Source organism: Bacillus sp. AFS012607 (assembly GCF_002558005.1).
GTDB classification, from domain to species: domain Bacteria; phylum Bacillota; class Bacilli; order Bacillales; family Bacillaceae_G; genus Bacillus_A; species Bacillus_A thuringiensis_S.
The window spans coordinates 57,001-81,149 of record NZ_NTVM01000009.1; the positions used below are offsets into that span (position 1 = coordinate 57,001).

Consider the following 24,149-nt stretch of genomic DNA (forward strand, 5'->3'; position numbering starts at 1 on the left):
TGCCTATTTTTCATAATAAATAAAAACCAATTCCCATAATGACATACGCCGCTAGTAAAGTGCCGCCTTCAAACCAGTTTGTATCTCCATCATTTGAAATCGCAATCGTTAAGAAAACGGCTGTAATCATAGATACAAGTTCTGGTATGGTAAATACTAAAGGCATCCTCTGCGCGAAGAACATAGATAGCAATACTAGTACAGGAGCAACAAACATGGCGATTTGTAATGTAGAACCTATTGCAATTTCGACTGCAATATTTACTTTATTTTTATAAGCCATAATAATTGCAGATGCATGTTCCGCTGCATTTCCAACAATTGCAACGATAATAACCCCTATAAATAATTCTGACCAACCAAATGATTTTGCAACAGTTTCAAAAGTATGCACGAGCGCCTCTGATACATAAGCTACCGCCAGTGTTGCTATCGCTAAAATAAGGAGTGCCTTCCCTTTCGACCACTCTGGCTCTTCTTCATGCGCTACTTCGTCACTTTTATGTTGATATACACCACGGTGCGTAACTAACTTAAATAGTAATGCAGCAATGTACATGATAATCATAATAATAGAAACACCTATACTTAATTGATACGTCTTGCCAGCGTCCATCTTCATTGAAAAAATCTCTGGAATAACAAAGGCCACGACAACAGCAAATATTAATAAAGCTGAATTATGCCTTGCATCGTAAACGTTAAAGCTTTGCCTTTTATATTTAAGTCCACCTACAAAGAAGGATAGTCCTCCTACTAATAATAAATTTCCAAGTACAGAACCCGTTAAAGAAGCTAACACCACTTCAATTAACCCTGCTTGAAGTGCAAAAATTGAAATGATAAGTTCAACAGCATTACCGAAAGTAGCATTTAATAATCCGCCTATTCTAGGACCAGATACAATTGCTAAACTCTCTGTTGCTCTCCCCATAAAACCAGCTAACGCGATAATCGTAATACAATACACAGCGAACATAATTGTTTCTGGCCAATGAAGTGTTTTTCCAAGTACAGATAGTGGTACACCTATAAGTGCTACTATAAGAAATATTTTATTAAACATGCTTTTCACCCTTCCATCGTATGTATTTCTCCTCAATATTATTATTATTCTTCTCCTAACTTGTCCGATTTCATCACAATTACGTTTAAAAAATCGACTTGAAGAAAACAGTATGAAAGATATTTAAATTATCTTGTTTAAACAGAGAAAATATAAATTAGGAAAAGAGGTAAAGAATATGCACTTAAAAGAGAAAATTGCAACTATTATCCAAGGACAACGTACCGGTGTATTATCCACAGTACGTAACGAGAAACCGCATAGTGCCTTTATGATGTTTTTCCATGAAGATTTTGTACTATATGTTGCAACAGATCGACAATCAAAAAAGATAACAGATATTGAACAAAATCCTAATGTCCATGTACTACTCGGACGAGAAGGAAAAAAATTAGATGAAGATTATATTGAAGTTGAAGGATTAGCTTCAATCGAGGAAGACTCAACATTAAAAAACAAGTTTTGGAATAATAGCTTAAAACGTTGGTTACTCGGTCCTGAAGACCCTAATTACGTATTGATAAAAATCAATCCCGACACAATTTATTACATCGATGGTGCCGGTACGACGGAGCCTGAGTTTTTACGACTATAAAATAAAACAAGCCCCCTTTAGGTGGGCTTGTTTTGTCGAAAAGTTCTTTTGAAAAAAACAATAAAATAGGTGGAACTTTCTAAAGATTCTGTTATATAATAGCAGTAACTTAAATAAACTGTATTAAAACAGATTGAGAGGAGAAATAAAATTGATGAAGAGAGAAGAACGCAAAAATATGATTGAGTTTATTGAAAAGAAGAAAGGGATTGAGCGTGACGAATTACTGTTTATGACAGACGATGAAGTAGAGCATATTTATAATGTAACGTACTTTTTATATGAGGAAATTGCAGAGTAGCATAATAATCCCCACCTTATTAAAAATATAAGGTGGGGATTATTTCGTTATTTAGCCCACTATTTGCGGGCAGTAAAACTCCCACCTTAAAATTCAAGTGGAGCAAGAAGTTAAGTTGGAGTCATGCTTCCTATAAACCTTAATTACTTCAACTTTATACATGAGAATCATTTTCATGTATAATACTGTAAGATTGGAGGGATTTTACTATGAGTTCGTGGCTCTTATTTGCACTATTATCAGCAATTGCTGCTGCCCTTGTATCGATTTTTGGAAAGTTTGGTTTAGACGGAATCGATGCAAACGTTGCAACAACAATTCGATCTATTATTATGGCATTATTTATGATAGGCGTTATTATCATACAAGGTAAATTTCAAAATATCGGCGACGTACTGCTAAATAAAAAAGCACTGCTATTTATCACATTAAGTGGGATTGCAGGTGCTTCTTCATGGCTATTTTATTTTCTTGCCCTCAAAACAGGAAAGGTTTCACAAGTAGCTCCTGTCGATAAATTAAGCGTCGTATTTTCTATCATTCTCGCTATGATTATCCTCGGTGAAAAGTTAAACTTTATGACCGGTGTTGGTGTAGTCTTTATTACAGCTGGTGTATTATTTATTGCTTTCAGCTAAAAAAACCGCTATTAGCGGTTTTTCTTTTTCTTTATGTAAAACCATACAACACATGTAACAACTGCTGAAATTAATAAAATCCATATTCCATAATGATGTAAACTATACTCAACGAAGCGCCACTTCTCGCCTAACTTCCAGCCAAGCCCAATAAAAACACTTATCCAAATGAGCGCACCACCGTAAGCGTACAAACAAAAACGCCAAAGTGTCAAATTTGATACCCCAGCAAAATATGCCGTTAAATGACGTACTCCCGGTATAAAATAACCAATCATTAAAAGAAATGGCCCATATTTTTCAAATAAAATATGTGTTTTTTCAATGTGATGTTCTTTAATTCTAATTTTCGGCCCATATTTCTTTAAAACAGGGAGCCCAAGTTTTAAACCTAATATGTAGCTTAACGTAATCCCTAACATCGCACCAGCCATCCCACTTAAAAAAGCAGCAGTTCCTGACATAACTCCTTTTGAAACATTATAACCAATAAAGGTCAATAAAAACTCGTCTGGTATCGGTAATCCGACAATCCCACCAGCCAAAGCTATAACAATTCCAAAATAGCCATAATGCGCGATTAACTCGCCAATATGTTGTTCCATTCGGAAGACACATCCTATGCACGATCGTTATTCCACATTGTACCCTTTCTATCTTTAAGGCAAACATGGTATACATATTCACTATACATTGTTTTTATAATGAACTCTACTTCTATTCTTTCCTTTAACAGAGATAAAGTGAAACTTTAATCAGTGGGGCTTTTCTTCATCCTCTACTAATTATTAATCTACGCCAATCTTGCTTCTACAGACATCCCGACTCCCACATAACTCACTTACATTCACCAATTTTGAGAGTAGATTCTTACTGCCCGCAAATGACCCGATAAAAAATAAAAATTCATATGCGTGTTTTTTTGTTACAATAAAGGAAAGTTACTTTTCGCAACGGTTTAACTCTCAAGAAAAATGATATATCTAGCAAAAACATAGTTTGGTCTATATAATGCAACTTCTACCTATTAAAAGAACATGAACCCTTTTACATACAACATCATTTTTCTAAATTATACAGGGGGGAACGAACATGACCATTGAAAATCAATTTATTCAAAAAGTTTACTATAAAACATTTTTAACAGAAGAAACTTCTACTCCTGCATCGGAAGTACTCGGTGAAGCATATATAAATGAATCTAAAAATGAATTCTCCAACATTTCTAATATTCGATTTGCTCAAGGTGAATTTTATTATCAAAATAAAGATTTTGAAGCAGCTATATTTAAATGGGAAAAAGTAAATAATGCTCTTGCACTTTGGGCAACAAAAAATATTGCAGATGCTTATTTTGAACTAGGATTTTTACCAAAGGCAGAAGAAATTTATCAATCCATTCAAACAGAAGATACAACTCTTACGATGGAGGTTTCCTTACAACTTCTTTCTCTTTATATCGAACAAGATCGTTTAGGACTTGCTTTTAAGACGATTAGTGAAGCTGTTGCATTCCAACCGGATTACCCAAATATTACTGCAATTGCACGTTCTTTCTATGAAAAACAAGAAGATTGGAACAACGCTATCGAACTAGCTGTTCAAGAAGGTATTCGAACACAATCTTTACACTGGTTTGATACGTTAATAAATTACATAAATAAAGGATTTACAAAAAATATTAAGCCTGAATATTTCTATGAGTCTTTAAAAGCTCTATATGCTGTTGATCAAGCTCAATTTAAAGAACTTGTTATTGCTCTTTGGAATAGCTATCAACATGAATCCTTATACCTTCCTTGGATTCAAAGTATTAATCATTTATTCTTGCATATTGAAACAGACAATAATGACGATTGGAATGAAATTTCTACTCGCTATCAAGAAACATACTTTGCATTAATTACCGGAAATCATTTTATGCATGAATTAAACGGACTTGTACCAAATTTATTAACAAATTGGTTCAGTTTAACGAAAGCAAAAGATTCTCTAGTTGTCTCTGCAGCAGTGTTAGCATGGAATGAAGTCTCACCTACAACTTTAGAATCATTACTCGTAAAAAGTGCTGGATCCTTACTTTCTAATACATCTGCTGAAGCAGATGTAAATATGGAAACAGTTTCTCATTTATTCGAAACAATCGCTGTGTGGGCTGAGAAAAATGATGTAGATTTAAGTCATCAATTTACGCTACTCGTCCATGAACTATGCGATTTAAATGTCACGCCACTACTAATAGCTGGAACTAGTGACCATGATAAAACATCATTTGTTAATTCAATATTAGGAGAGAACATCTTAAATGAAACTTTAACAACTCCTATTCTATTTAAAGACGCTAGTCAAACTGAAATAACAGAATTTACCGCGTTAGATATACGAAGTATCCCTAACCTTGATGAATTCCATCAAATAACGGCTACATCTGCTCAGTCGGAACTTGAGAAAAGATGTATAGAAATTAAGCTACCAAGTAGGTTTTTAAGAAAAAATAAGTTTACATTTCTTATTACACCATCCATTCAAGGACAATTGGATAAAAACAATGCATACTTTGAATACTTACAAGCAGCAGATAGTCTTGTTTACGTATTAAATTCTTCTTCACCATTGCATAGTGAAGAAATTGATACGTTAATTTATTTACGTGAACAAGTATCAAACTTACAAATTCACTTCGTATTACACACAAATAATACGACTACTAATGAAAAACTAATTAGTAAACTTAAAGTGCATTTTCCAGATGCACAATTCTTCCCATACTCTCCTTCGCAAGAGAGTAGCCAGCAACTTGGAGATGTAACAGAATCTATTCTCTCTAATCTTGCAAAACGCGATATAGAAAAAGAACGTATAGAAAAGCTAATATGGTTTACGCAAAAGACGATTGCTTATCTCATAAACGAACGTGTGGAATTAGAAAATACATTAGTAAAATCCGTACGCTGGAATAAACACATCTCAGTGAAACTTACTGGATTTATTAATAACCTTACTGCTCTTGAAAAAGATAAAATTCGCTCTATTACCGAATCCTATCTTTTAACGAAAGAAGAAATTACACGAGATATACATTCTCAAATTCCTGAATTATTACAGAGCTGCTCTGATCTTGTTCAAGAAGATAGTGATTTCAAACTAGTTCATGAAGAATTAAATGCTGCAATGAATGAACGAGTTCAAAAGCATGTACAACAGGTACTTCTTCCTAAATTTACTGGGTCTATTCAAGAATGGATTGAAACAGCACATAATGAATTTATTCAAGCTCAAGCTTATTTAGATGAAATGAGTGAAACATTTAATAAATTATATAAAGAAGAACGTATGAAACTTCCTTGCGATTTCAAATTATTAGATGATTGGAATCGAGATGTTGTACGAATGACAAATCGAATTACAGTAACAAACATCAATATTTTATTACGCTTTACACCGACACAGTTTTTCTTAAAAAGTGCCGGAAAATTATTTGGTAATATGCAAAAAAACCAATCTATGCTCGCCAACAAATATAAACAATATATTGAAACAGAAGACTATACAGAAATTGCTCACACAATTTCAAAACAATTCTTCCTACAATTTGAAGTATTTGAAGGGGCATTAGAACGCGATATCATGATGTTCTTTAAAGATCCACTTAGCATATTGAAACAAAATGTGGATGCAGCTCAACTTGAGATACAGGAAGATGAACAAACATTAGCAACGCTAAGAAGCAATCCAGAAACATATCATGATCCTTTAGCGTTATTTAAACTACAATTGCTACAACATAAATTCGTTTTAAGTACTACAAAGAAACATGAAGATATCTTTGTATCTAACGAATCTCCTACTGTTTAACAGAAAAACCAAGCAAACTAAAATTTGCTTGGTTTTTTTACTTTATTATCTTCATATGTTCAAACGGATAATAAATGCCTGCTAACTTTCCTAACACATCTTCTCTATCAATAAAACCTAAACCATTTCTACTATCTTTACTTATTAGGCGATTATCTCCCATAACAAAAATCTTATTTTTAGGAATTGTAATCGGTCCAAAGTCCTCTGTTAAATTCATAAGTTTTTTTTCTGCTTGTTTTTTATTACTATCCAAATACTCTTCATCTTTCACTTCAGAATTTACATATAATTGATCATTTCTCATCTCAATAATATCTCCTGGCAATCCAATCACTCTTTTGACATAAAAATTATCTGTTTTCACAACAATAATGTCTTCTCTCCCATAGCTTTCAAATTGTTTTGCTAACTTATTAACAATCACCTTATCTCCATCTTGCAACGTCGGCCTCATGGATGCTCCTTTTACAGTCGTAGGGAAAAACACAAAAATTTTCGCCAAAAACACCAATAAACATGCAATTGCAATCGTTCCAAAAAATTCACGCCAACATTTTTTCCTTTGCATCATTTCACCATCTCATCATCTTTTTACTTTTATTATAAATAATACGACTGATATTTTTCTACAAAATTCTGAATTATTAAATTATAATATTAGAAATTTCAAAATAACAATACTGATCAAATTAAACAAGCAAAAAAGATACTCTCAAAATAGTCTATCCACTATTTTTGAGAGTATCTTTTTATAATCCCACATATACAATACACATTTGAGCAGCTACATATGTAAACCAAATCCAAAGTGGCTCATACTTCAATTTGCGCCCTCCGATATCTGTCACGCCAATAATAAAATCAGAAATCACAAACAGTAAACCACCAAACGCTGGTATCCACCATATTCCTGTATTTTCATAATATAAGGCGAATGCAAAGCACGCCATTCCCCCAACCCACAATCCATAAATTAGAGCTCCTATCGTAAACAATTTATCCTGTATATCATTTCGGATAAAGAAGAACCATCCTACAATTAGAAAGAGCCCATATACAAGTAAGCCAATCCAAAAACCATTCCATGAAATTCCTGTTTGCAAAAATGCTTTTACATAAAAACAATGAGCAAGGGCGAAAGTAACCATCCCACCAATTAATCGATGACCAATTGGAATCAACCCAGCCATAAACAAATCTCCCACAGTTGATAAAGTCATACCAAGTGCAACCCACGTACTATACTCTACAGATGGATCTTGTAACCATATCCAAATTGCACTACCTGTTAAAGAAAAACTAAGAATAAGACGGATTGCTAAAGGTAACGGCATATTAACTTTCGTTCTTTTTGTCTGCCCTATTGCATAAATTGCACCAATAAAAAAAAGAAGTATTTGCCCAATTAACACCACGTAAAGTAGATTCATAATATGTTCTCCTCAATAAATGCTTTTTGTATCTTTTTTCGTTACACTTAGTCTATTATCCTTTTTCTAAAAAAGAAGAACAGCACTGTTCTTCCATTGTAATCGCTTTTCTGCTCTCTATGCCACTTGTTTTTCTTGCTCTATTTTTTGCTTAGCTGGCGTCCGATTTACCACAATAATTCCCGCGGCTACACATGCTAAACCAAGTAGCACAAATGAATGAATTGCTTCACCTAAAATCATGCTCGATAATAACACACCAAATACGGGTATAAAGAACATATACATAGATACTTTTCCAACCTTGTTGTATTTCATAATTGTATTCCAAATGCAAAAACCAGCTGCAGATAAGAAAGATAAATAAATCAGCATAAGTAGTGCGTGTAGACTAAATGTAAATGGCATTACTCCAACTTGTAAAGCCCCTATACATAATAATCCTATAGAACCAAAAATCATTTGGTATGCTGTCATATAGCCAACATCTAATGTTTTACTACCTTCTTTTGCTAATATGTTTCCATATGAATACAGCATTGCTGCACTAAGAAGTAATAAGCTTCCGATTCCAAAATGAAATGATAAGCTACCATCACTCGGCACATTTACTAAAATGACGCCACAAAAACCAATCGATACCCCAATTAATTTTCTCATATTGAGAGCATCATCTTTATATACAAAATGGGCGAGTAAAATTTGAAAGAATGATGATGTCCCTGAAATGATAGCTCCTTCAATCCCCGAACTATAACTCATTCCAATATAAAAACAGATATATTGAAGAAACGTTTGGAATAAACCAATTTGTATTAACTGTTTCCCCGTTCCTTTTTTGAAGCTCATATTTTTCCCTAACACTTTAAAAAAGAATAAAAGCATTACCCCAGATAACAAGAAACGATAACCAGCAAATAATATTTGCTCTCCAACTTCTTGTGGTTGAATTCCAAGTTCAACATAACTTAATTTAATAAAAGGAAATGCGCTTCCCCATAAAAAAGTTGCTACTATTGCAGCAATAAATACGCCAATCGGATGGGTAAAAAATTTCTCTGTCTTCACTTGTTGTCTTCCTTTCCGATCTTTTATGAACAATATTCATATATACCAGAGGAATTGCGAAAACACAAGTTTTCCGTTTATACTTGAAACAAAACCGTACCATCTCATAAAAACATATGATATACTATAGAATAATTACAACATAATAACGATTAAAAACAGATTCAACAGAAATGCTGCTATCCATTATGGATGGCAGCTTTCGTCGTTTTATAGGGGTTTCGATTTTGATTATTTTTCTCAATAAGAATTCGGAAGGAGCGAGTAGTAATGAACTCAGAAGTAAAAACGTTACAGGCAAAAGAAGCAATTTCCCATCCCTCTTTATGGGACACATTAAAAAAACATTATGAACTTGTATTTGCAGTAGCATCTGGTATTTTTATTTTAGTTGGCTGGTTATTCACAAAGAACGATGCAATGAATGTAGGTATTACTTGCTATATCCTTGCTTATATAGTTGGTGGATATGCAAAAGCGAAAGAAGGCATTGAAGATACGATTGAAGAAAAAGAGCTAAATGTTGAAATGCTAATGCTCTTTGCAGCTATTGGTGCTGCAATTATTGGCTACTGGGCAGAAGGGGCTATCTTAATCTTTATCTTTGCGCTCAGCGGTGCTATGGAATCTTATACGTTAAGTAAAAGCCAAAAAGAAATTTCCGCTCTTCTTGACTTACAACCTGAAGAAGCATTACGTATTTCCAACGGAACTGAAGAACGTGTTCCTGTTGGAGAGTTACAAATTAACGACATTATTTTAATTAAACCTGGTGAACGTGTTCCTGCTGACGGTACGATTCATAACGGTGAAACAAATATCGATGAGGCAGCAATCACAGGAGAACCTATTCCAAATGAGAAAAGACATGGCGATGAAGTATTTGCCGGTACTGTAAATTTACGTGGTGCTATCGAAGTTAAAATTACGAAGCCGAGCGATCAAACATTATTCCAAAAAATTATCCGTCTCGTCCAAAGTGCACAAAGTGAAAAATCACCATCACAACTATTCATCGAAAAGTTTGAAGGAACATACGTAAAAGGTGTACTACTCGTTGTTGCGCTTATGATGTTCGTTCCTCATTTCTTACTTGACTGGAGCTGGAATGAAACGTTTTATCGCGCTATGATTTTACTTGTAGTCGCATCTCCTTGTGCGCTCGTAGCTGCCATTACACCAGCTACGTTATCAGCCATTTCTAACGGAGCGAGAAACGGTATTCTCTTTAAAGGCGGTATACATTTAGAACGCCTTGCTTCTGTGAAAGCAATCGCGTTTGATAAAACAGGAACATTAACAGAAGGTAAACCTACCGTAACAGATGTATATGTTCGAGAAAATATAACAGAAAAAGAAGTACTTTCTATTACAGCATCAATTGAAAGTCACTCTACACATCCTTTAGCTGAATCCATTGTTAAATATGCACAACATGCGTACGACATTACATTAAAAAAACCAGAAAAGGTTGAAGATGTAACTGGTTTTGGTCTAAAAGGAAGATTGGAAAACAGCGCTTATAAAATAGGTAAAGCTGATTTTATCGGTGAAGAAACAAAGACCTTTCATAATGGTATTTCTGCCTCACTTGAAAAAGAAGGTAAAACTGTCGTTTATATTAGTGATGAGGGAGGCATTCTTGGACTTATCGCTTTAAAAGATACGCTTCGCCAAGAAACAATAGCTGCTATTCGTGATTTACAAAGCATTGGTGTCGAAGCAATTATGATTACTGGAGATAATGAAGAAACGGCAAAAGCAATTGCCTCTGAAAGTAATATAAAGGAATATTACGCATCATGCTTACCAGAAACAAAAGTTGAAACGATTAAAAAGTTAAAAGAAAAATACGGTACAGTAGCAATGGTCGGAGACGGTATAAATGATGCCCCTGCACTAGCTACTGCTAGCATTGGTGTCGCAATGGGAGAAGGAACAGATGTAGCTTTAGAAACTGCAGATGTTGTACTGATGAAGAACGAACTATCTCGCCTTTCCCAAGCAATTCGTTTATCAAAACGAATGAACCGTATTGTGAAGCAAAACGTAATCTTTTCGCTAGCCGTTATTGCCATGCTAATTTGTTCAAACTTCTTGCAATTTTTAGCTCTTCCATTCGGTGTTATTGGCCATGAAGGAAGTACGATTCTTGTCATTTTGAATGGCTTACGATTACTAAAAGGAAGCAAATAAAACGGGTTCCTCATAGAGGACCCGTTTTTTTTTAATGATAGCTATTATGACCGTTCGCACTGCTACTCGTTTTATGCTTTGGATGCGAACTGCTCTTTTGTTTATTATTACTTTTATTATTATGGTTCTTTTTATTATTACTCATGAAATATCCCCCCTGTTCCTTTTTATTATGGAACAAGAGCTCATTATTCATTACGGGAATTATTGTCACCGGTTCTATAATGGTGGAGTAAACCATTAATTTCACCGCCAAGTAAAATTACCCATCCAGTTAAATAAAACCATAACATTAAAATAATGATACCACCGAGACCACCATATGTATTGGCGTAATTCGCAAACTTATCTACATAATAAGCAAATGAGTAAGACACCACAATCCATCCTACAGTAGCAAATAACGCCCCTGAAATAACTTCTCTTCTTTTTAACTTTCGATCTGGTGCAAATGTATATAAGAAACTAAACAAAGCAAATAGTACGAAGAAACTCGCTACTAATCGTGTAATGCTCCATACGAAAGAAAAACTATCTGATAAACCGAGTGCTTTAAACACTGCTGCTCCAATAACTTGTCCGAATACCGGAACAATTAACGCAAAGACAATCATAAAAATAATAGCTAATGTAAACACAATTGATAACGCTCTTGTTGTAATAAAAGAACGTGTTTCCTTCACGTCATAAGCTCGGTTAAAAGCATTCATAACCGCATTAACACCATTTGAGGCAAACCATAACATGGATAATAAACCAAATGATAATAAACCACCATTTTGCTGGTTTACAACTTTATCTACATTTACCTCAATTAAGTTCATTGCATCATCTGGTACATAAACCTCTAATAAACTAAGCACATCCTCTGTTTGAATGGGAATAAATCCAAGAAGCGTAATTAAGAAAACGAGCCCAGGAAAAATTGCAAGCAAGAAGAAATAAGCGAGCTGTGCTGCCAAGCCCGCTACATCATCGCGCATCGTCCGGTCATATAAATCTTTACCAAACGAATAAGTACGATTTCTTCTCACCTTTTCTAAAATTTTTCTCATATATGTTTAAACGCTTTTCTTCTCTTCTTTATCTTGCTTTAACTCAATGTACGCTTCAGTTTTTTTTTCCACTGCATTTGAGTCTTTTATAAATAATTCACGCGCTTCTTTCATACCACCATCTTCAGCAACTACTGGCTCTTCTTCTGCTTTCAGCTCATCTACCTTTGGAGATACAGCTTGAATTTCAATCGTTTCTGGTTTTTCTTCTGGCTCAACTTTTTTCTTACTAAAAATTTCTTTCGTTTCTTTTAACGTCTCTACAACAGATGGCGTTAATTTTTTAATTTCTGCTACTTTCGCTTTTACCACATTGAAATCAGCAAGTTCGCGTCCTTTATCTGTAACAGTTTGCACTTTTTCTTTGATCTTTGCATTTTCACCAATTTCAATCATCTTTGTTTTTGCTTTTTCTGCTGTATTTTTTACTTTTTCACGGTTTTCTTTCTTTAACATGGATACAGCTACACCTGCCGCTACACCAATCGCAATGTTTCGAGCAATATTATTTTTCTTTGCCATATTCCTTCACCCTTTCATTTCTTATGTTAGAAAGTATTTCTTTCTAAGCTTCCTCATATTCCTTGTTCATTTCGAATGAAAGCTAATAGCTTTGCACACCCTTCTGTTACAAGGTCATATACTTCTTGGAAATTCCCTGTATAGTAAGGGTCAGGAACGTCTGTCCAGCCACCGTCTGGAACAAAGTCGGACAGTCTACCAATATAGCCTCCAGTTTTACCTAAACTTTTTAAATCTGCTATATTCTTGTTGTCCATGGCAATAATATAATCAAACTTTGTTAAGTCTTCTTTTTCTACTTGCCTTGCTTTAATTCCTTCAAAAGTGACTGCATTTTCTTTTAAAATTTTTTGTGTTCCTTTATGTGGCGGATGGCCAACATGCCAATCTCCAGTTCCTGCAGAATCAATGACAATTTTCTCTTCGAGTCCCTCTTTTACGACAAGATCTCGAAAAATCGCTTCTGCCATTGGAGAACGGCAAATGTTCCCAAGACAAACAAACAATACTTGAACCATGTTTTTGTTTCTTCCCTTCTTGGTGCATTTCTTCATATATACTTATAGTATAAACAACCAATTATTAAATATAAAGGAAATCCCTACTAATTTAATAGGATTGAAAAGATTCATTAACGAAAATGATAAAAAATGTTAAGATAGCCTTATGTTATTTTAAAGGGGGACACTTCGGTGGATTTATCCGTAAAGTCAGAAGAAAACGTTGAATATATGGTCGAAGCTATTAAAGAAAAATTACGTATGGTTAATGCTGGAGCGATGAGAGCTGCTAGTTTTAACGAAGAAATGTACGAAGATTTACGTGACATTTATGATCATGTTATGAAACGTGAAACTTTCAGCATTAGTGAAATGCAAGCTATTACAGAAGAATTAGGTACATTAATTAAAAAGTAAAAAAGCCTCTCTTATATGAGGCTCTTTTTTATTTCCAACAAATTCATGACAACTCTTCTCTTTCCCTCAACCAACTGTAAAATATTGTACAATAGAAGTAGAACCTCATCTTAGATTTTTTCTCCATACATACTACTCACAAATAATAGCAACACTACCATTGCTAACTGTTTTTACTGGAGGTGCTTACTTATGAGCAATTGGTACAGTAAGACGAAAGATCAAACATTAATTGACCTAGAAACAAACGAACAACACGGTTTAACAGATGAGATTGTAAGTGACCGTTTAAAGCAATACGGTTCTAATGAATTAGCTACAAAACAAAAACGCACTTTATGGCAGCGTATTTTCGCCCAAATTAATGACGTCCTCGTATATGTCCTTATTATTGCTGCCCTTATTTCTGCCTTTGTAGGTGAATGGGCGGATGCCAGTATTATCGCGCTCGTTGTAGTTTTAAATGCTGTTATCGGTGTTGTCCAAGAATCGAAAGCAGAACAAGCTTTAGAGGCATTGAAAAAGATGGCGACGCCTAAAGCTATCGTCAAGAGAAATGGTGAACTAAAAGAAATTCCATCTGAGCACGTCGTTCCAGGGGATATCGTTATGCTCGACGCCGGACGATATATCCCATGCGATTTACGCCTTATCGAAACCGCAAATTTAAAAGTTGAAGAATCTGCTCTAACTGGTGAATCTGTCCCTGTTGATAAAGATGCAATCTACCACCCTTCCATGCAAAGTGATGAGCAAGTACCACTCGGCGACCAAAAAAACATGGCCTTTATGTCTACTCTTGTAACATACGGAAGAGGCGTCGGTGTTGCTGTTGAAACTGGAATGAACTCACAAATTGGTAAGATTGCTACCCTGTTACATGAAGCAGACGATGATATGACACCACTTCAAAAAAGCTTAGCACAAGTCGGAAAGTATTTAGGCTTTGTTGCTGTAGCTATTTGTATCGTGATGTTTCTCATCGGCTTTTTACAAGGACGAGATACACTAGAAATGTTTATGACTGCTATTAGTTTAGCCGTTGCAGCTATTCCAGAAGGCTTGCCAGCTATCGTTTCCATCGTTCTTGCAATTGGTGTGCAGCGTATGATTAAACAAAACGTCATCATCCGTAAACTTCCTGCTGTTGAAGCTCTCGGGTCTGTCACAATTATTTGTTCAGATAAAACAGGCACATTAACGCAAAACAAAATGACTGTTACTCACTTTTATAGTGATAACACATACGATCACTTAGAACATTTGAATGTAAATAATGATACGCAACGTCTATTGTTAGAGAATATGGTGCTATGTAATGATGCGTCTTACAATAACGAATCACAAACCGGGGACCCGACTGAAATTGCTCTTCTGGTGGCCGGAAGCACTTTTAACATGCAAAAAGATCATTTAGAAAAAATACATGAACGTGTTAACGAGCTACCTTTCGACTCAGATCGTAAAATGATGTCAACCGTGCATACATACGATGAAAACTGCTATAGCATGACGAAAGGTGCTATCGATAAGCTCTTACCTCGATGTAACCATATTTTTAAAAACGGGAAAATCGAGATTTTAACTGATTCTGATAAAAATCAAATATTAGAATCTGCCGGAGCAATGTCTCAAGAAGCTTTAAGAGTACTTTCATTCGCATTTAAAAAATACAATTCAAACGATGTGGATATAAATCATCTTGAAGAAAATCTTATCTTTATCGGTCTTGTCGGTATGATTGATCCACCGCGAACTGAAGTGAAAGATTCAATTACAGAATGTAAAAAAGCCGGTATTCGCACAGTTATGATTACCGGTGACCATAAAGATACCGCCTTTGCAATTGCCAAAGAACTTGGCATTGCTGAAGAAATATCTGAAATTATGATTGGAACTGAATTAGATAACATTTCAGATACAGAACTAGCTAGCAAAATTAATCATTTAAATGTATTCGCTAGAGTCTCTCCAGAGCATAAAGTGAAAATTGTAAAGGCATTACGCGCAAAAGGAAATATCGTTTCTATGACTGGTGATGGTGTCAATGATGCACCATCTTTAAAGCAAGCTGATGTTGGCGTAGCGATGGGCATTACAGGAACAGATGTCGCAAAAGGAGCAGCTGATGTCGTGTTAACAGATGATAATTTCTCATCTATCGTGAAAGCTGTTGAGGAAGGTAGAAATATTTATCGTAACATAAAAAAATCAATTCTCTTCCTACTCTCTTGTAACTTTGGAGAAATTATCGCTTTATTTTTAGCGATTTTACTTGGCTGGGCAACACCCCTACGACCTATTCATATTTTGTGGGTAAATTTAATTACAGATACACTGCCTGCATTATCACTTGGGGTTGATCCTGAAGATCCAGATGTGATGAAGGAAAAACCACGACATGCGAAAGAAAGCCTATTTAGTGGTAGCGTTCCTTTTCTTATTTTCAATGGGGCTGTCATTGGGATTTTAACGTTAATAGCCTTTATCGCCGGAGCAAAATTCTATACTGGAGATACAAATTTATTCCCTCTTTTCCCAGAGCGAATTGATGAGGATGCTCTATTACATGCCCAAACGATGGCATTTGTCGTTCTTAGTTTTTCTCAGCTTGTTCATTCATTTAACTTGCGTTCAAGAACGAAATCGATTTTTTCAATTGGGATCTTTACAAATAAATATTTAGTCTTCTCCCTTCTTATCGGTGTTCTTATGCAAGTTTGTATCATCTCCATCCCGCCCCTTGCAGATATATTCGGTGTACATGCATTAACGATGCGAGATTGGGGATTTGTTCTCTTATTAAGTATCATTCCACTTGTTGTGAATGAAATTATTAAATTAGTGAAGAGAAACTAAAAGGCAATGAGGACTATTCCTCATTGCCTTTTCATTTATCCTTGTAATTCTTTTTTGATATTCTCTGTTAATGTAGCCATACGCTTGCGACTTTCTTCACGCTCACGTTTATTTTGTTCTTCAATTTGTTGTGTTTCTTGCATACCTCTTGAAATAATGTTCCAAGTTTCCTCAAGTGTTTCCATTTTAATACTAGAAGAACCTGATAATCTCGCTACTTCTACACTTTGCGTTGCGATATTTTGTGCATTTTTCTTAAGTAATTCATTTGTACGGCGATCAAGTTCAGCCATAGAATCTGCAACAAGCTTTTGACGTTTCGCATTTACTGCTTGAATGATACCATTTTTAAAGATAGGAATCGTCGTAATAAATGCTGTATTGATTTTACCAATTAATTTATTATTACCACGTTGAATCATGCGAATTTGTGGTGCTGTAAGTAGCGCAACCATACGAGCTTTTTCTAAATCATCAATACGTTGCTCTAAAATTTCAACCGAGTTTTTAAGCGACTCTAATTCAATACCTGCTAATTGATCATTATTACGCACGCGCTCTTCATACATCGGAACTAATTCTGTATTTAAACGCTCTAATAACATTTCTCCTGCTACTACATACTTCTCTAAGTCTAAATAATATTTTAAGTTTTGCTCATACAAGCCATCTAACGTACCAATTGATTTTTTCATCTCATCTTGGTACTTCGTAATTTCCACATAAACTTTATCAATTTCGCGGCCCATCGTTTGATATTTACTAAAGATTTGTTCTATCATTTTATCCGCTTTTTTGAACATGCGCGAGAAGAAACCACTTTTTTCTTCCGCAAAGTCTTTACTATCAAATCTGTCCATAATTTTACCAAGTTGCTTTAACAATTCACCAGAATCTTCTATCTTTGATAGAGACATTGTATGTAAAATTTGATCAGCGAAACGTGAAATTTCCATAGAAGGTTCTTTTCCAAGTTCAATTAATTCCAGTTGATCTTTAATATCTACTGCGTTATAAATACGTTGCACATCTGCATCTTGTCTAAGTTGCAAGCGAACATCTTGTGCGGTTTGCTCATTCAATTCAGTTTTCGAATCTAGTACGACTGGGTTATTCATATGGTATTCTCCCTTTCCTTATAAAAATGGACGAAATAGTCCTTTTATTGTTTGTGATAAATTTTTATAGGCTGATGAGCCATGAAACTCAAGATCGAAATTAACTTCTTCAAGCCAATGGGAATCGAATGCTCCTGCTTCAACATACGGTTCAATATCGTTTCTGCCCGTGGGATTGAAATGGAATACATCTACTCCAATTTGATTCAAAAATAGTAATAAAACAGCGTCAGAACGAGTTAATTCTCCACTCTTCTCATTATTAAATATAACAATTTTCGGTACATCTTGTGAATAATCAAATTTCTCAAGCTGTTCTAAAATATTAGGTGGTATTTGAGAAAGTTGTGCGAAAACATACAGTGCTACATCTTGTTTCGTTTCTTTCGCAATTGGTTTGCATATTTCACTTTCGCACGTATGGATAATCGCCTCTGCAATCCCATGTTGTAAACCTTCCGGTAAACGCTTATGCGGCCACCAATGGCTATTCATAATTAGATCAGGATGTAATTTCCCAGCTCGGTCCAATGCATCTCGATAATGATATTGGAAATTTGCTTTTTGCTCTTTCGTAAATGGGAATGTATTAATTAATAAACTGTTATCAAATGATGTAACAACCTTTAATCGTTGAAAATATTCTTTATCATTCTTTGAAACGCCTGATATTTTCGCAAATAAAGAAGGAATATAAATATGTTTATTTTCAACAAAGAATGTTGGACGTACAAATGCCTTTTCTTTCGTAATTAAAAAGAGTTCATCATATGTCGTTTTTAACGTACGTGCTACAGGTGTATACGAACGAAATTGCCACGGTTTATATAATAGTGAATTATCGTGGTGAAGTACTTGTTCAATTTCTTTCGAAGCTTGATACGCTACTGTTGCAACACGCTCACGTCGACGATCAGGGAATGGTTCAAGCGAAATGCGACCCGGATGAGATACAACAAAAGTTCTTCCCTCTTCATCAATATTTTCAAATCCATCTTTTCCTTCGGGGTGATAATAAAGCACATCACAACCGAGCATAATAAGAAAATATAAGAAATATATACGGCTTTCCTGTGCATCACCATACCAAACGATACGCGGCATTTGTTTCTTATAATTAATCGTAGAGAACCACTTCGCTACGTAATTTTCGCTTAGTTTAATTATGTCGATTAAGAAACGACGGAAACCTTCTGTCTTTAACGACTGATTATGTTGTTTCTCATATAATTTCAATACTGAAATGAACGTCGCATGTATGTAATGCTGTAAATCAGGATTGTCTACTTTCGGTAAAAGTTGTTTCCCAGATAAGTGTGCAACTAGCCTATTTACTGTCAGACCATTTGGTGCTTCTTGATGTAATCCGAACACTTCTTGAATATGACGAAGCTTTTCCGAATCAATCACTTTGTTTAAATTTTGTTCGTGTAAAACTTCGATTCCTTTCGCTTCACTATAATCAAACAGTTCATTAAAATATTCATCTACATCATTAGGAACGCCAAGGATTCGACATGCTATATAACTAAATTTCATTTCATTCTCTGTCAGCTCATATTGTGGGCGTTTTTCTAAAAGTGTTTCAAATTGCTTTAAATCTGATTCATCTTTTAATGCATATAGTTGAAGTGTAAAACGTGAAAACACAACAGTTCACCTCCAAAAACATTTACGTTTTTTCTAAATCTTTCTTCTATTATAAACTATTTTTGGTTATAAAAAATGGGCGCTCGTAAAACGAGCAAACCCATTTCAATTATTTATTGTCTTCTTTAGTAGCTGCAACTTCTTCTTTAGCTTGTCCAGAATTCTTCATGTAGTGAATTATAAATGTTGCTCCAAATGCTACAACTAAAATAATGAAGAACAGTGTATGACTAATATGAATATCAATTAGAGACAATAGCATCTTCGATGCGATAATTAAGATTAAAATATATGCTGTCGTTTCAAGCTCTGGAATACGCTCTAACAATTTTAAGAATACACCAGCGATACCACGCATCATTAAAATACCTAGCATTCCGCCTAATAATAAAATCCAAACTTCATTAGATACACCAAATGCAGCAAGTACGCTATCTACAGAGAACGCGATATCCATTAATTCAACCATCGCAACTGTTCCCCAGAAGACACCGAACATTCTAAAGAAAATACTGTTTTGATTCATACCGTGAGCTTCGTCTTCTTCACTTGCACCTTTACGCTTATCAATAAAGTATTTTACTGATAACCAAGCAAGGTAAAGTGCACCAAGAAGTTTTACCCACCATAATTTAATTAAGAACATTCCAATTCCAATCGCAATAAAGCGGAACACATAAGCTCCAATAAGTCCATAGAATAATGCTTTTTTACGTTTTTCTTCCGGAAGGTGTTTTACCATTACTGCTAACACAAGTGCGTTATCGGCAGATAACAAACCTTCAAGTACAACAAGTGTACCTATTAATCCCCAAGATACTGGATCTTGCAACACTTTAATCCACATGTCCAAGTCGAAAAACTGAGCATACGTATCAAGGATTCCTTGCAAAATACTCATCTTACCTTTATCCCCTATTCTTTGCTAGATTTATAGAAAGGTCAAAAAAAGGAAACGAATATCGTTTCCTTTCTATGCATCCAAGCCATACGCTCTTACAAGCGCACCTAAACCACCTTGGAATCCACTTCCTACTGCATTAAACTTCCACTGTCCATTATGACGGTATAATTCACAAAAGACAACTGCTGTTTCAATGGAGAAATCTTCCCCTAAATCAAAACGAAGAACTTCTTCATTCGTCTCTTCATTTGCTAAACGAACAAACGCATTTCCTACTTGTCCAAAGTTTTGACTACGGCCTTCTGCATCATAAATCGTAACTGTAATAGCAATTCTGTGCACATCTGCTGGAACTTTCTTTAAGTCCACAACAAGTTGCTCATCGTCACCTTCACCTTCACCTGTACGGTTATCTCCTGTATGTAAAACAGATCCACAAGGAGACTGTAAATTATTATAGAAGATAAAATCAGTTTCCTTCGTACATTTTCCGTTTGCATCTAATAAAAAGGCAGATGCATCTAAATCGAAATCTGATCCACCGTCATAAGATTTAATATCCCATCCAAGACCAATTACTGCTTTTGTTAAACCAGGGCTTGTCTTACCCAAATCAATTTTCTGTCCTTTTTGTAATTGAATAACCATCTATATTCACCTCTATATTTTTATCTTTAAAAATATATCCATCGGTAAACATACATTTCACCGATGGATATATAAATTAAATCTATTACTCTACGTCTAAACCAAAGTTATTACATAGAGACGCTAATCCACCTTGGAATCCACTTCCGATTGCATTGAATTTCCAGTCACCTGCATGACGGTATAATTCACCTACTACTACGGCTGTTTCAATAGAGAAATCTTCTCCTAAATCGTAACGAATTAATTCTGCATTCTTTTCTTCATCTAAAATACGTACGAAAGAGTTAGAAACTTGTCCGAAGTTTTGGCTACGACCTTCTCCATCATAGATTGTAATTGTGAAACAAATACGTTCGATATGTGCAGGTACATTTTTCAAATCTACTTTGATCGATTCGTCATCGCCTTCACCTTCGCCAGTTCGGTTATCTCCTAAATGCTCGACAGCACCATTCGCACCTTTTGGGTTATTATAGAAGACGAAATCCTCTGCACCTGAAACTTTACCGTTAGCGCCTACTAAGAAAATACTAACATCTAAATCGAAATCGTTTTGTCCGTCATAACGATTCGTATCCCAACCTAGTCCTACAAGAACTTTTGAAAGACCCGGATTCGTTTTTGTTAAGTCTACCTTTTGTCCTTTTTTCAATGAAATTGATGCCATATTCAATTCCTCCTCGGTTTATTTTATTGATAACGTGATACAATCTCACTTAAGTTTTTATCTTGTGTGCCTTCTCCAACAGCTGAAAACTTCCATTCACTTCCGTGACGATACATTTCACCTGCAATTAGAGTCGTTTTGCCAGCATAATTATCCGATAAATTATAGCGTGCTAATTCTTCACCAGTTTGCGGGTTTTGAATACGAATATATGCATTACGAATCATCCCGAAATCTTGACGACGATTTACACAGTCATAAATATTTACAACGAATACTAAACGATTAATACGGCTCGGAACTTTATGTAATTCTACGAAAATTGTTTCGTCATCACCAGCGCCTTCACCTGTTAAATTATCTCCTGAATGAATAATACTACCACAAGTAGAAAGTTTATTTCCGAAGTAAACTAAATCATTTTTGTTTAAAAAACGATCTCCTTCTAACATAACAACAGATGCATCACAATCTACATTTGGTTTACTTCCAAATAATGAAGACAGAAATCCACCTGATTGCCCAATTGGATCCCAGCCTAAGCCAACCTGTAGTTTTGCTACTTTTGGTTGTCCTTTCGTTAAATCGATCTTTTGACCTTTTTCTAAAATAATAGGCATGAAGTTTCTCCCTTTCTACAAAGCATTTTCCAAATCGGAAAATATTGTATTCTTCTCTTATATTGTAGCATTATTTACCTAGCGATAAAAAGGATAAATTCTCAGTTATATGAAAACATTCATATAACTTACTTATGATGATGTAAGAAGTGGTAAATAGCACCAATCATTCCTGCACAATTACCGTTTTGTGCAAGTTCAATCTCACAATTATTATAAATCTCTTGATTTAAGTATTTACTGACCTCTTCTTTTACTTCTTTTAAAAACTCATTTCCTCTATCGGTAATTCCTCCACCAATAATAATCTTTTCTGGATTGAAAATATAAGCAAGATTACTAATTCCGATTGCCAAATGTTTAAAGAAGATCCTAACTACTTGAGCAACTTCCCGATCTCCTTTATCATACAACTCGAAAATTAATCTCCCATTCCACTCACCTTTGCCTTTATATTTTCTGACAAGACGAATTAATCCTGAAATCGAGGCAACCTCTTCAAACGGTTTTCCTTCTATTAACATATTCCCCCATTCACCAGCACTAAATGAATGCCCTCGGTACAATTCTCCGTCTATAAAAATCGCTCCCCCAATCCCTGTTCCAAGGGTGAGCATAATAAAGTTCTCTTTCTCTCTTCCACTACCATTCCATTTTTCTCCAAACGCTGCACAATTCACATCATTGTCAATCGATACTGGAACTTTTAATATCTCTTGCAATCTATCAATAATAGGAATAGTACGATATCCCGGAATATGATCCGCACCTCCCGTCACAATTCCTTTATTAATATCAACAATCCCCGTGGTGCTAATACCAATTCCTGCAATAGTATGTTCATTCATTATTTTTTTTGATACATATATAAGTTTTTGAATAGTTTGTTCTCCGCCTAAATGAATTTCTGTTGCAACTGTTTTACGCTTTAATACTCTCCCTATTTCTGAAACAATGCCATACTTAATTTGCGTACCGCCAATATCAAACGCTATATACTCTTTCATCTACTGCCACTTCCTCTACCGTTCTGAATGTAAATTCTCCGCCTCTACTATTTGTAGGAAATCTACATTAACTCTTTTCTGCTTTGAGAAATACACCACCTTTTTCTATATATAGTTTTTTTTGCATAAAACTCTTTTTCCTAAGAAATATTACAAAGGGATGTATTTTAGATGGAATATTAATTTCTTAGGAGGAAAACCATGACGAAAATCTTCATTTTAGCATCAACACTCTCTTTATCTTTTTTTAGCGGTTTAAATATTGGTAATGCTGCAACTGAAAACTTCCGCCCATTAACAAACGCTATTGTACAAAATAGTGATCATTTTGCAGAAGGAAACTCAAAGGATAATAATAAACCTCCAGGAAATAACGGTTCTCAGAACGATAGTGGTTCTGGCGGCAATGGTTCTGGTGGCAGTGGCTCTGGCGACAATGGTTCCGGCGGTAACGGTTCTGGTGGCAGTAGCTCTGGTGACAACGGTTCTGGCGGCAACGGCTCTGGTGGTAACGGTTCTGGTGGCAGTAGCTCTGGTGACAACGGTTCTGGCGGCAACGGCTCTGGTGGCAACGGTTCTGGTGGCAGTAGCTCTGGTGACAACGGTTCTGGCGGCAATGGCTCTGGTGGCAATGGCTCTGGTGGCAATGGCTCTGGTGGCAATGGCTCTAAAGGCGGTAATCGTGTTAAAGGCGATAGCAGTTCTCAAGGTGGTAATGGCTCTCAGGGCGGTAACCGTGTTAAAGGCGATAGCAGTGGAAACGGCTCTCAAGGTGGCAATGTAAAAGATAATGCGAAAAAACAAGGCGATAAGTTACCGAATACGGCAACACATTATCCTGCATCTATTTTAATGGGGCTTTCAACATTCCTAATTGGTATGTTACTATTTATTCGCCGTAAAAACGCAAAATAAAACACATCCTTCCATCTAAAAAATACATGAAATAAATTGTAAAAACTAAAAGGACTTTAGGTTGCATTTTATTATGCAGCCTAAAGTCCTTTTTATCACCTATCAGAAGGAT

General features: G+C 35.2%; 23 protein-coding genes. 8 read left to right on the forward strand and 15 right to left on the reverse strand.

What is annotated here, in order from left to right; translation table 11 throughout:
• Positions 1–10: 10 nt before the first annotated feature.
• A complete protein-coding gene (gene cax / locus CN409_RS09515) occupies positions 11–1,066 on the reverse strand; it encodes a calcium/proton exchanger (RefSeq protein WP_000482131.1) in 1,056 nt (351 codons plus the stop codon).
• A gap of 178 nt (positions 1,067–1,244) precedes the next feature.
• Between cax and CN409_RS09520 the strand changes: the two genes are divergently transcribed.
• The 3 genes from CN409_RS09520 to CN409_RS09530 all read left to right on the forward strand — a co-directional run bounded on the left by CN409_RS09520 (position 1,245) and on the right by CN409_RS09530 (position 2,600).
• Complete coding sequence (locus CN409_RS09520; protein ID WP_000550220.1) at positions 1,245–1,661, forward strand: pyridoxamine 5'-phosphate oxidase family protein; 417 nt, start codon at positions 1,245–1,247, stop codon at positions 1,659–1,661.
• Between the two features lie 154 nt (positions 1,662–1,815).
• Positions 1,816–1,962: a BH0509 family protein gene (locus tag CN409_RS09525; protein ID WP_000817786.1), complete on the forward strand. Its 147-nt coding sequence runs from the start codon at positions 1,816–1,818 to the stop codon at positions 1,960–1,962.
• Between the two features lie 209 nt (positions 1,963–2,171).
• Positions 2,172–2,600 (forward strand): EamA family transporter, encoded by a 429-nt coding sequence (locus tag CN409_RS09530; protein WP_000100295.1) that lies wholly within the window; start codon positions 2,172–2,174, stop codon positions 2,598–2,600.
• 11 nt (positions 2,601–2,611) lie between these two features.
• Here CN409_RS09530 and CN409_RS09535 read toward each other — a convergent pair whose 3' ends face one another.
• A complete protein-coding gene (locus CN409_RS09535) occupies positions 2,612–3,205 on the reverse strand; it encodes a DedA family protein (protein WP_000434870.1) in 594 nt (197 codons plus the stop codon).
• A 487-nt stretch (positions 3,206–3,692) separates the two neighbouring features.
• On the opposite strand from CN409_RS09535, the gene CN409_RS09540 reads away from it, so the two are divergent.
• On the forward strand, positions 3,693–6,455 hold the full coding sequence (locus CN409_RS09540; protein WP_086389648.1) for a tetratricopeptide repeat protein: 2,763 nt from the start codon (positions 3,693–3,695) through the stop codon (positions 6,453–6,455).
• A gap of 37 nt (positions 6,456–6,492) precedes the next feature.
• Here CN409_RS09540 and lepB read toward each other — a convergent pair whose 3' ends face one another.
• The 3 genes from lepB to CN409_RS09555 all read right to left on the reverse strand — a co-directional run bounded on the left by lepB (position 6,493) and on the right by CN409_RS09555 (position 8,956).
• Positions 6,493–7,029, reverse strand: coding sequence for a signal peptidase I (gene lepB / locus CN409_RS09545; protein ID WP_000983696.1), 537 nt, complete (start codon positions 7,027–7,029; stop codon positions 6,493–6,495).
• A gap of 178 nt (positions 7,030–7,207) precedes the next feature.
• Positions 7,208–7,888, reverse strand: coding sequence for a lysoplasmalogenase (locus CN409_RS09550; protein ID WP_097980811.1), 681 nt, complete (start codon positions 7,886–7,888; stop codon positions 7,208–7,210).
• Between the two features lie 117 nt (positions 7,889–8,005).
• Positions 8,006–8,956, reverse strand: a complete 951-nt coding sequence (locus CN409_RS09555; protein ID WP_000845710.1) for a DMT family transporter — start codon at positions 8,954–8,956, stop codon at positions 8,006–8,008.
• Positions 8,957–9,226: 270 nt separating this feature from the next.
• On the opposite strand from CN409_RS09555, the gene CN409_RS09560 reads away from it, so the two are divergent.
• On the forward strand, positions 9,227–11,152 hold the full coding sequence (locus CN409_RS09560; RefSeq protein ID WP_086396634.1) for a heavy metal translocating P-type ATPase: 1,926 nt from the start codon (positions 9,227–9,229) through the stop codon (positions 11,150–11,152).
• 188 nt (positions 11,153–11,340) lie between these two features.
• On the opposite strand, the gene CN409_RS09570 is transcribed toward CN409_RS09560, so the two are convergent.
• The 3 genes from CN409_RS09570 to CN409_RS09580 are packed head-to-tail and all read right to left on the reverse strand — an operon-like array spanning position 11,341 to position 13,247.
• On the reverse strand, positions 11,341–12,207 hold the full coding sequence (locus tag CN409_RS09570; protein ID WP_001226536.1) for a YihY/virulence factor BrkB family protein: 867 nt from the start codon (positions 12,205–12,207) through the stop codon (positions 11,341–11,343).
• 6 nt (positions 12,208–12,213) lie between these two features.
• On the reverse strand, positions 12,214–12,729 hold the full coding sequence (locus tag CN409_RS09575) for a DUF4075 domain-containing protein (RefSeq protein WP_001085387.1): 516 nt from the start codon (positions 12,727–12,729) through the stop codon (positions 12,214–12,216).
• A 53-nt stretch (positions 12,730–12,782) separates the two neighbouring features.
• Positions 12,783–13,247 (reverse strand): low molecular weight protein-tyrosine-phosphatase, encoded by a 465-nt coding sequence (locus CN409_RS09580; RefSeq protein ID WP_000250910.1) that lies wholly within the window; start codon positions 13,245–13,247, stop codon positions 12,783–12,785.
• A gap of 174 nt (positions 13,248–13,421) precedes the next feature.
• Between CN409_RS09580 and CN409_RS09585 the strand changes: the two genes are divergently transcribed.
• Both CN409_RS09585 and CN409_RS09590 read left to right on the forward strand, forming a co-directional pair.
• Complete coding sequence (locus tag CN409_RS09585; RefSeq protein ID WP_000366196.1) at positions 13,422–13,646, forward strand: DUF1128 domain-containing protein; 225 nt, start codon at positions 13,422–13,424, stop codon at positions 13,644–13,646.
• A gap of 192 nt (positions 13,647–13,838) precedes the next feature.
• Positions 13,839–16,505, forward strand: coding sequence for a cation-translocating P-type ATPase (locus CN409_RS09590; protein WP_086389650.1), 2,667 nt, complete (start codon positions 13,839–13,841; stop codon positions 16,503–16,505).
• 35 nt (positions 16,506–16,540) lie between these two features.
• Here the strand turns inward: CN409_RS09590 and CN409_RS09595 are convergent, their stop codons facing one another.
• The 7 genes from CN409_RS09595 to CN409_RS09625 all read right to left on the reverse strand — a co-directional run bounded on the left by CN409_RS09595 (position 16,541) and on the right by CN409_RS09625 (position 23,122).
• Positions 16,541–17,623, reverse strand: a complete 1,083-nt coding sequence (locus tag CN409_RS09595) for a toxic anion resistance protein (protein ID WP_001064413.1) — start codon at positions 17,621–17,623, stop codon at positions 16,541–16,543.
• Positions 17,624–17,641: 18 nt separating this feature from the next.
• The gene (locus CN409_RS09600) at positions 17,642–19,273 is read right to left on the reverse strand and encodes a YceG family protein (RefSeq protein WP_097980812.1); all 1,632 of its coding nucleotides are present in this window, start codon (positions 19,271–19,273) and stop codon (positions 17,642–17,644) included.
• 109 nt (positions 19,274–19,382) lie between these two features.
• Entirely contained in the window at positions 19,383–20,174 is a 792-nt protein-coding gene (locus CN409_RS09605; protein ID WP_000025702.1) for a TerC family protein, read from the reverse strand.
• A gap of 72 nt (positions 20,175–20,246) precedes the next feature.
• Entirely contained in the window at positions 20,247–20,825 is a 579-nt protein-coding gene (locus CN409_RS09610) for a TerD family protein (RefSeq protein WP_000236653.1), read from the reverse strand.
• Between the two features lie 85 nt (positions 20,826–20,910).
• The gene (locus CN409_RS09615; RefSeq protein WP_000146729.1) at positions 20,911–21,495 is read right to left on the reverse strand and encodes a TerD family protein; all 585 of its coding nucleotides are present in this window, start codon (positions 21,493–21,495) and stop codon (positions 20,911–20,913) included.
• 23 nt (positions 21,496–21,518) lie between these two features.
• Positions 21,519–22,115, reverse strand: coding sequence for a TerD family protein (locus CN409_RS09620; protein ID WP_001121586.1), 597 nt, complete (start codon positions 22,113–22,115; stop codon positions 21,519–21,521).
• Positions 22,116–22,243: 128 nt separating this feature from the next.
• The gene (locus tag CN409_RS09625) at positions 22,244–23,122 is read right to left on the reverse strand and encodes an ROK family protein (protein WP_000666113.1); all 879 of its coding nucleotides are present in this window, start codon (positions 23,120–23,122) and stop codon (positions 22,244–22,246) included.
• Positions 23,123–23,323: 201 nt separating this feature from the next.
• Here CN409_RS09625 and CN409_RS09630 point away from each other — a divergent pair, with 201 nt between their 5' ends.
• Positions 23,324–24,037, forward strand: a complete 714-nt coding sequence (locus CN409_RS09630) for an LPXTG cell wall anchor domain-containing protein (protein WP_097980813.1) — start codon at positions 23,324–23,326, stop codon at positions 24,035–24,037.
• The last annotated feature ends 112 nt before the right edge of the window (positions 24,038–24,149 follow it).

Coding starts and splice junctions, on each gene's coding strand:
- cax (WP_000482131.1), bottom strand. CDS start 1,066: ATGTTTAATAAAATATTTCTTATAGTAGCACTTATAGGTGTACCACTA.
- CN409_RS09520 (WP_000550220.1), top strand. CDS start 1,245: ATGCACTTAAAAGAGAAAATTGCAACTATTATCCAAGGACAACGTACC.
- CN409_RS09525 (WP_000817786.1), top strand. CDS start 1,816: ATGAAGAGAGAAGAACGCAAAAATATGATTGAGTTTATTGAAAAGAAG.
- CN409_RS09530 (WP_000100295.1), top strand. CDS start 2,172: ATGAGTTCGTGGCTCTTATTTGCACTATTATCAGCAATTGCTGCTGCC.
- CN409_RS09535 (WP_000434870.1), bottom strand. CDS start 3,205: ATGGAACAACATATTGGCGAGTTAATCGCGCATTATGGCTATTTTGGA.
- CN409_RS09540 (WP_086389648.1), top strand. CDS start 3,693: ATGACCATTGAAAATCAATTTATTCAAAAAGTTTACTATAAAACATTT.
- lepB (WP_000983696.1), bottom strand. CDS start 7,029: ATGATGCAAAGGAAAAAATGTTGGCGTGAATTTTTTGGAACGATTGCA.
- CN409_RS09550 (WP_097980811.1), bottom strand. CDS start 7,888: ATGAATCTACTTTACGTGGTGTTAATTGGGCAAATACTTCTTTTTTTT.
- CN409_RS09560 (WP_086396634.1), top strand. CDS start 9,227: ATGAACTCAGAAGTAAAAACGTTACAGGCAAAAGAAGCAATTTCCCAT.
- CN409_RS09570 (WP_001226536.1), bottom strand. CDS start 12,207: ATGAGAAAAATTTTAGAAAAGGTGAGAAGAAATCGTACTTATTCGTTT.
- CN409_RS09575 (WP_001085387.1), bottom strand. CDS start 12,729: ATGGCAAAGAAAAATAATATTGCTCGAAACATTGCGATTGGTGTAGCG.
- CN409_RS09580 (WP_000250910.1), bottom strand. CDS start 13,247: ATGGTTCAAGTATTGTTTGTTTGTCTTGGGAACATTTGCCGTTCTCCA.
- CN409_RS09590 (WP_086389650.1), top strand. CDS start 13,839: ATGAGCAATTGGTACAGTAAGACGAAAGATCAAACATTAATTGACCTA.
- CN409_RS09595 (WP_001064413.1), bottom strand. CDS start 17,623: ATGAATAACCCAGTCGTACTAGATTCGAAAACTGAATTGAATGAGCAA.
- CN409_RS09605 (WP_000025702.1), bottom strand. CDS start 20,174: ATGAGTATTTTGCAAGGAATCCTTGATACGTATGCTCAGTTTTTCGAC.
- CN409_RS09610 (WP_000236653.1), bottom strand. CDS start 20,825: ATGGTTATTCAATTACAAAAAGGACAGAAAATTGATTTGGGTAAGACA.
- CN409_RS09615 (WP_000146729.1), bottom strand. CDS start 21,495: ATGGCATCAATTTCATTGAAAAAAGGACAAAAGGTAGACTTAACAAAA.
- CN409_RS09620 (WP_001121586.1), bottom strand. CDS start 22,115: ATGCCTATTATTTTAGAAAAAGGTCAAAAGATCGATTTAACGAAAGGA.
- CN409_RS09625 (WP_000666113.1), bottom strand. CDS start 23,122: ATGAAAGAGTATATAGCGTTTGATATTGGCGGTACGCAAATTAAGTAT.
- CN409_RS09630 (WP_097980813.1), top strand. CDS start 23,324: ATGACGAAAATCTTCATTTTAGCATCAACACTCTCTTTATCTTTTTTT.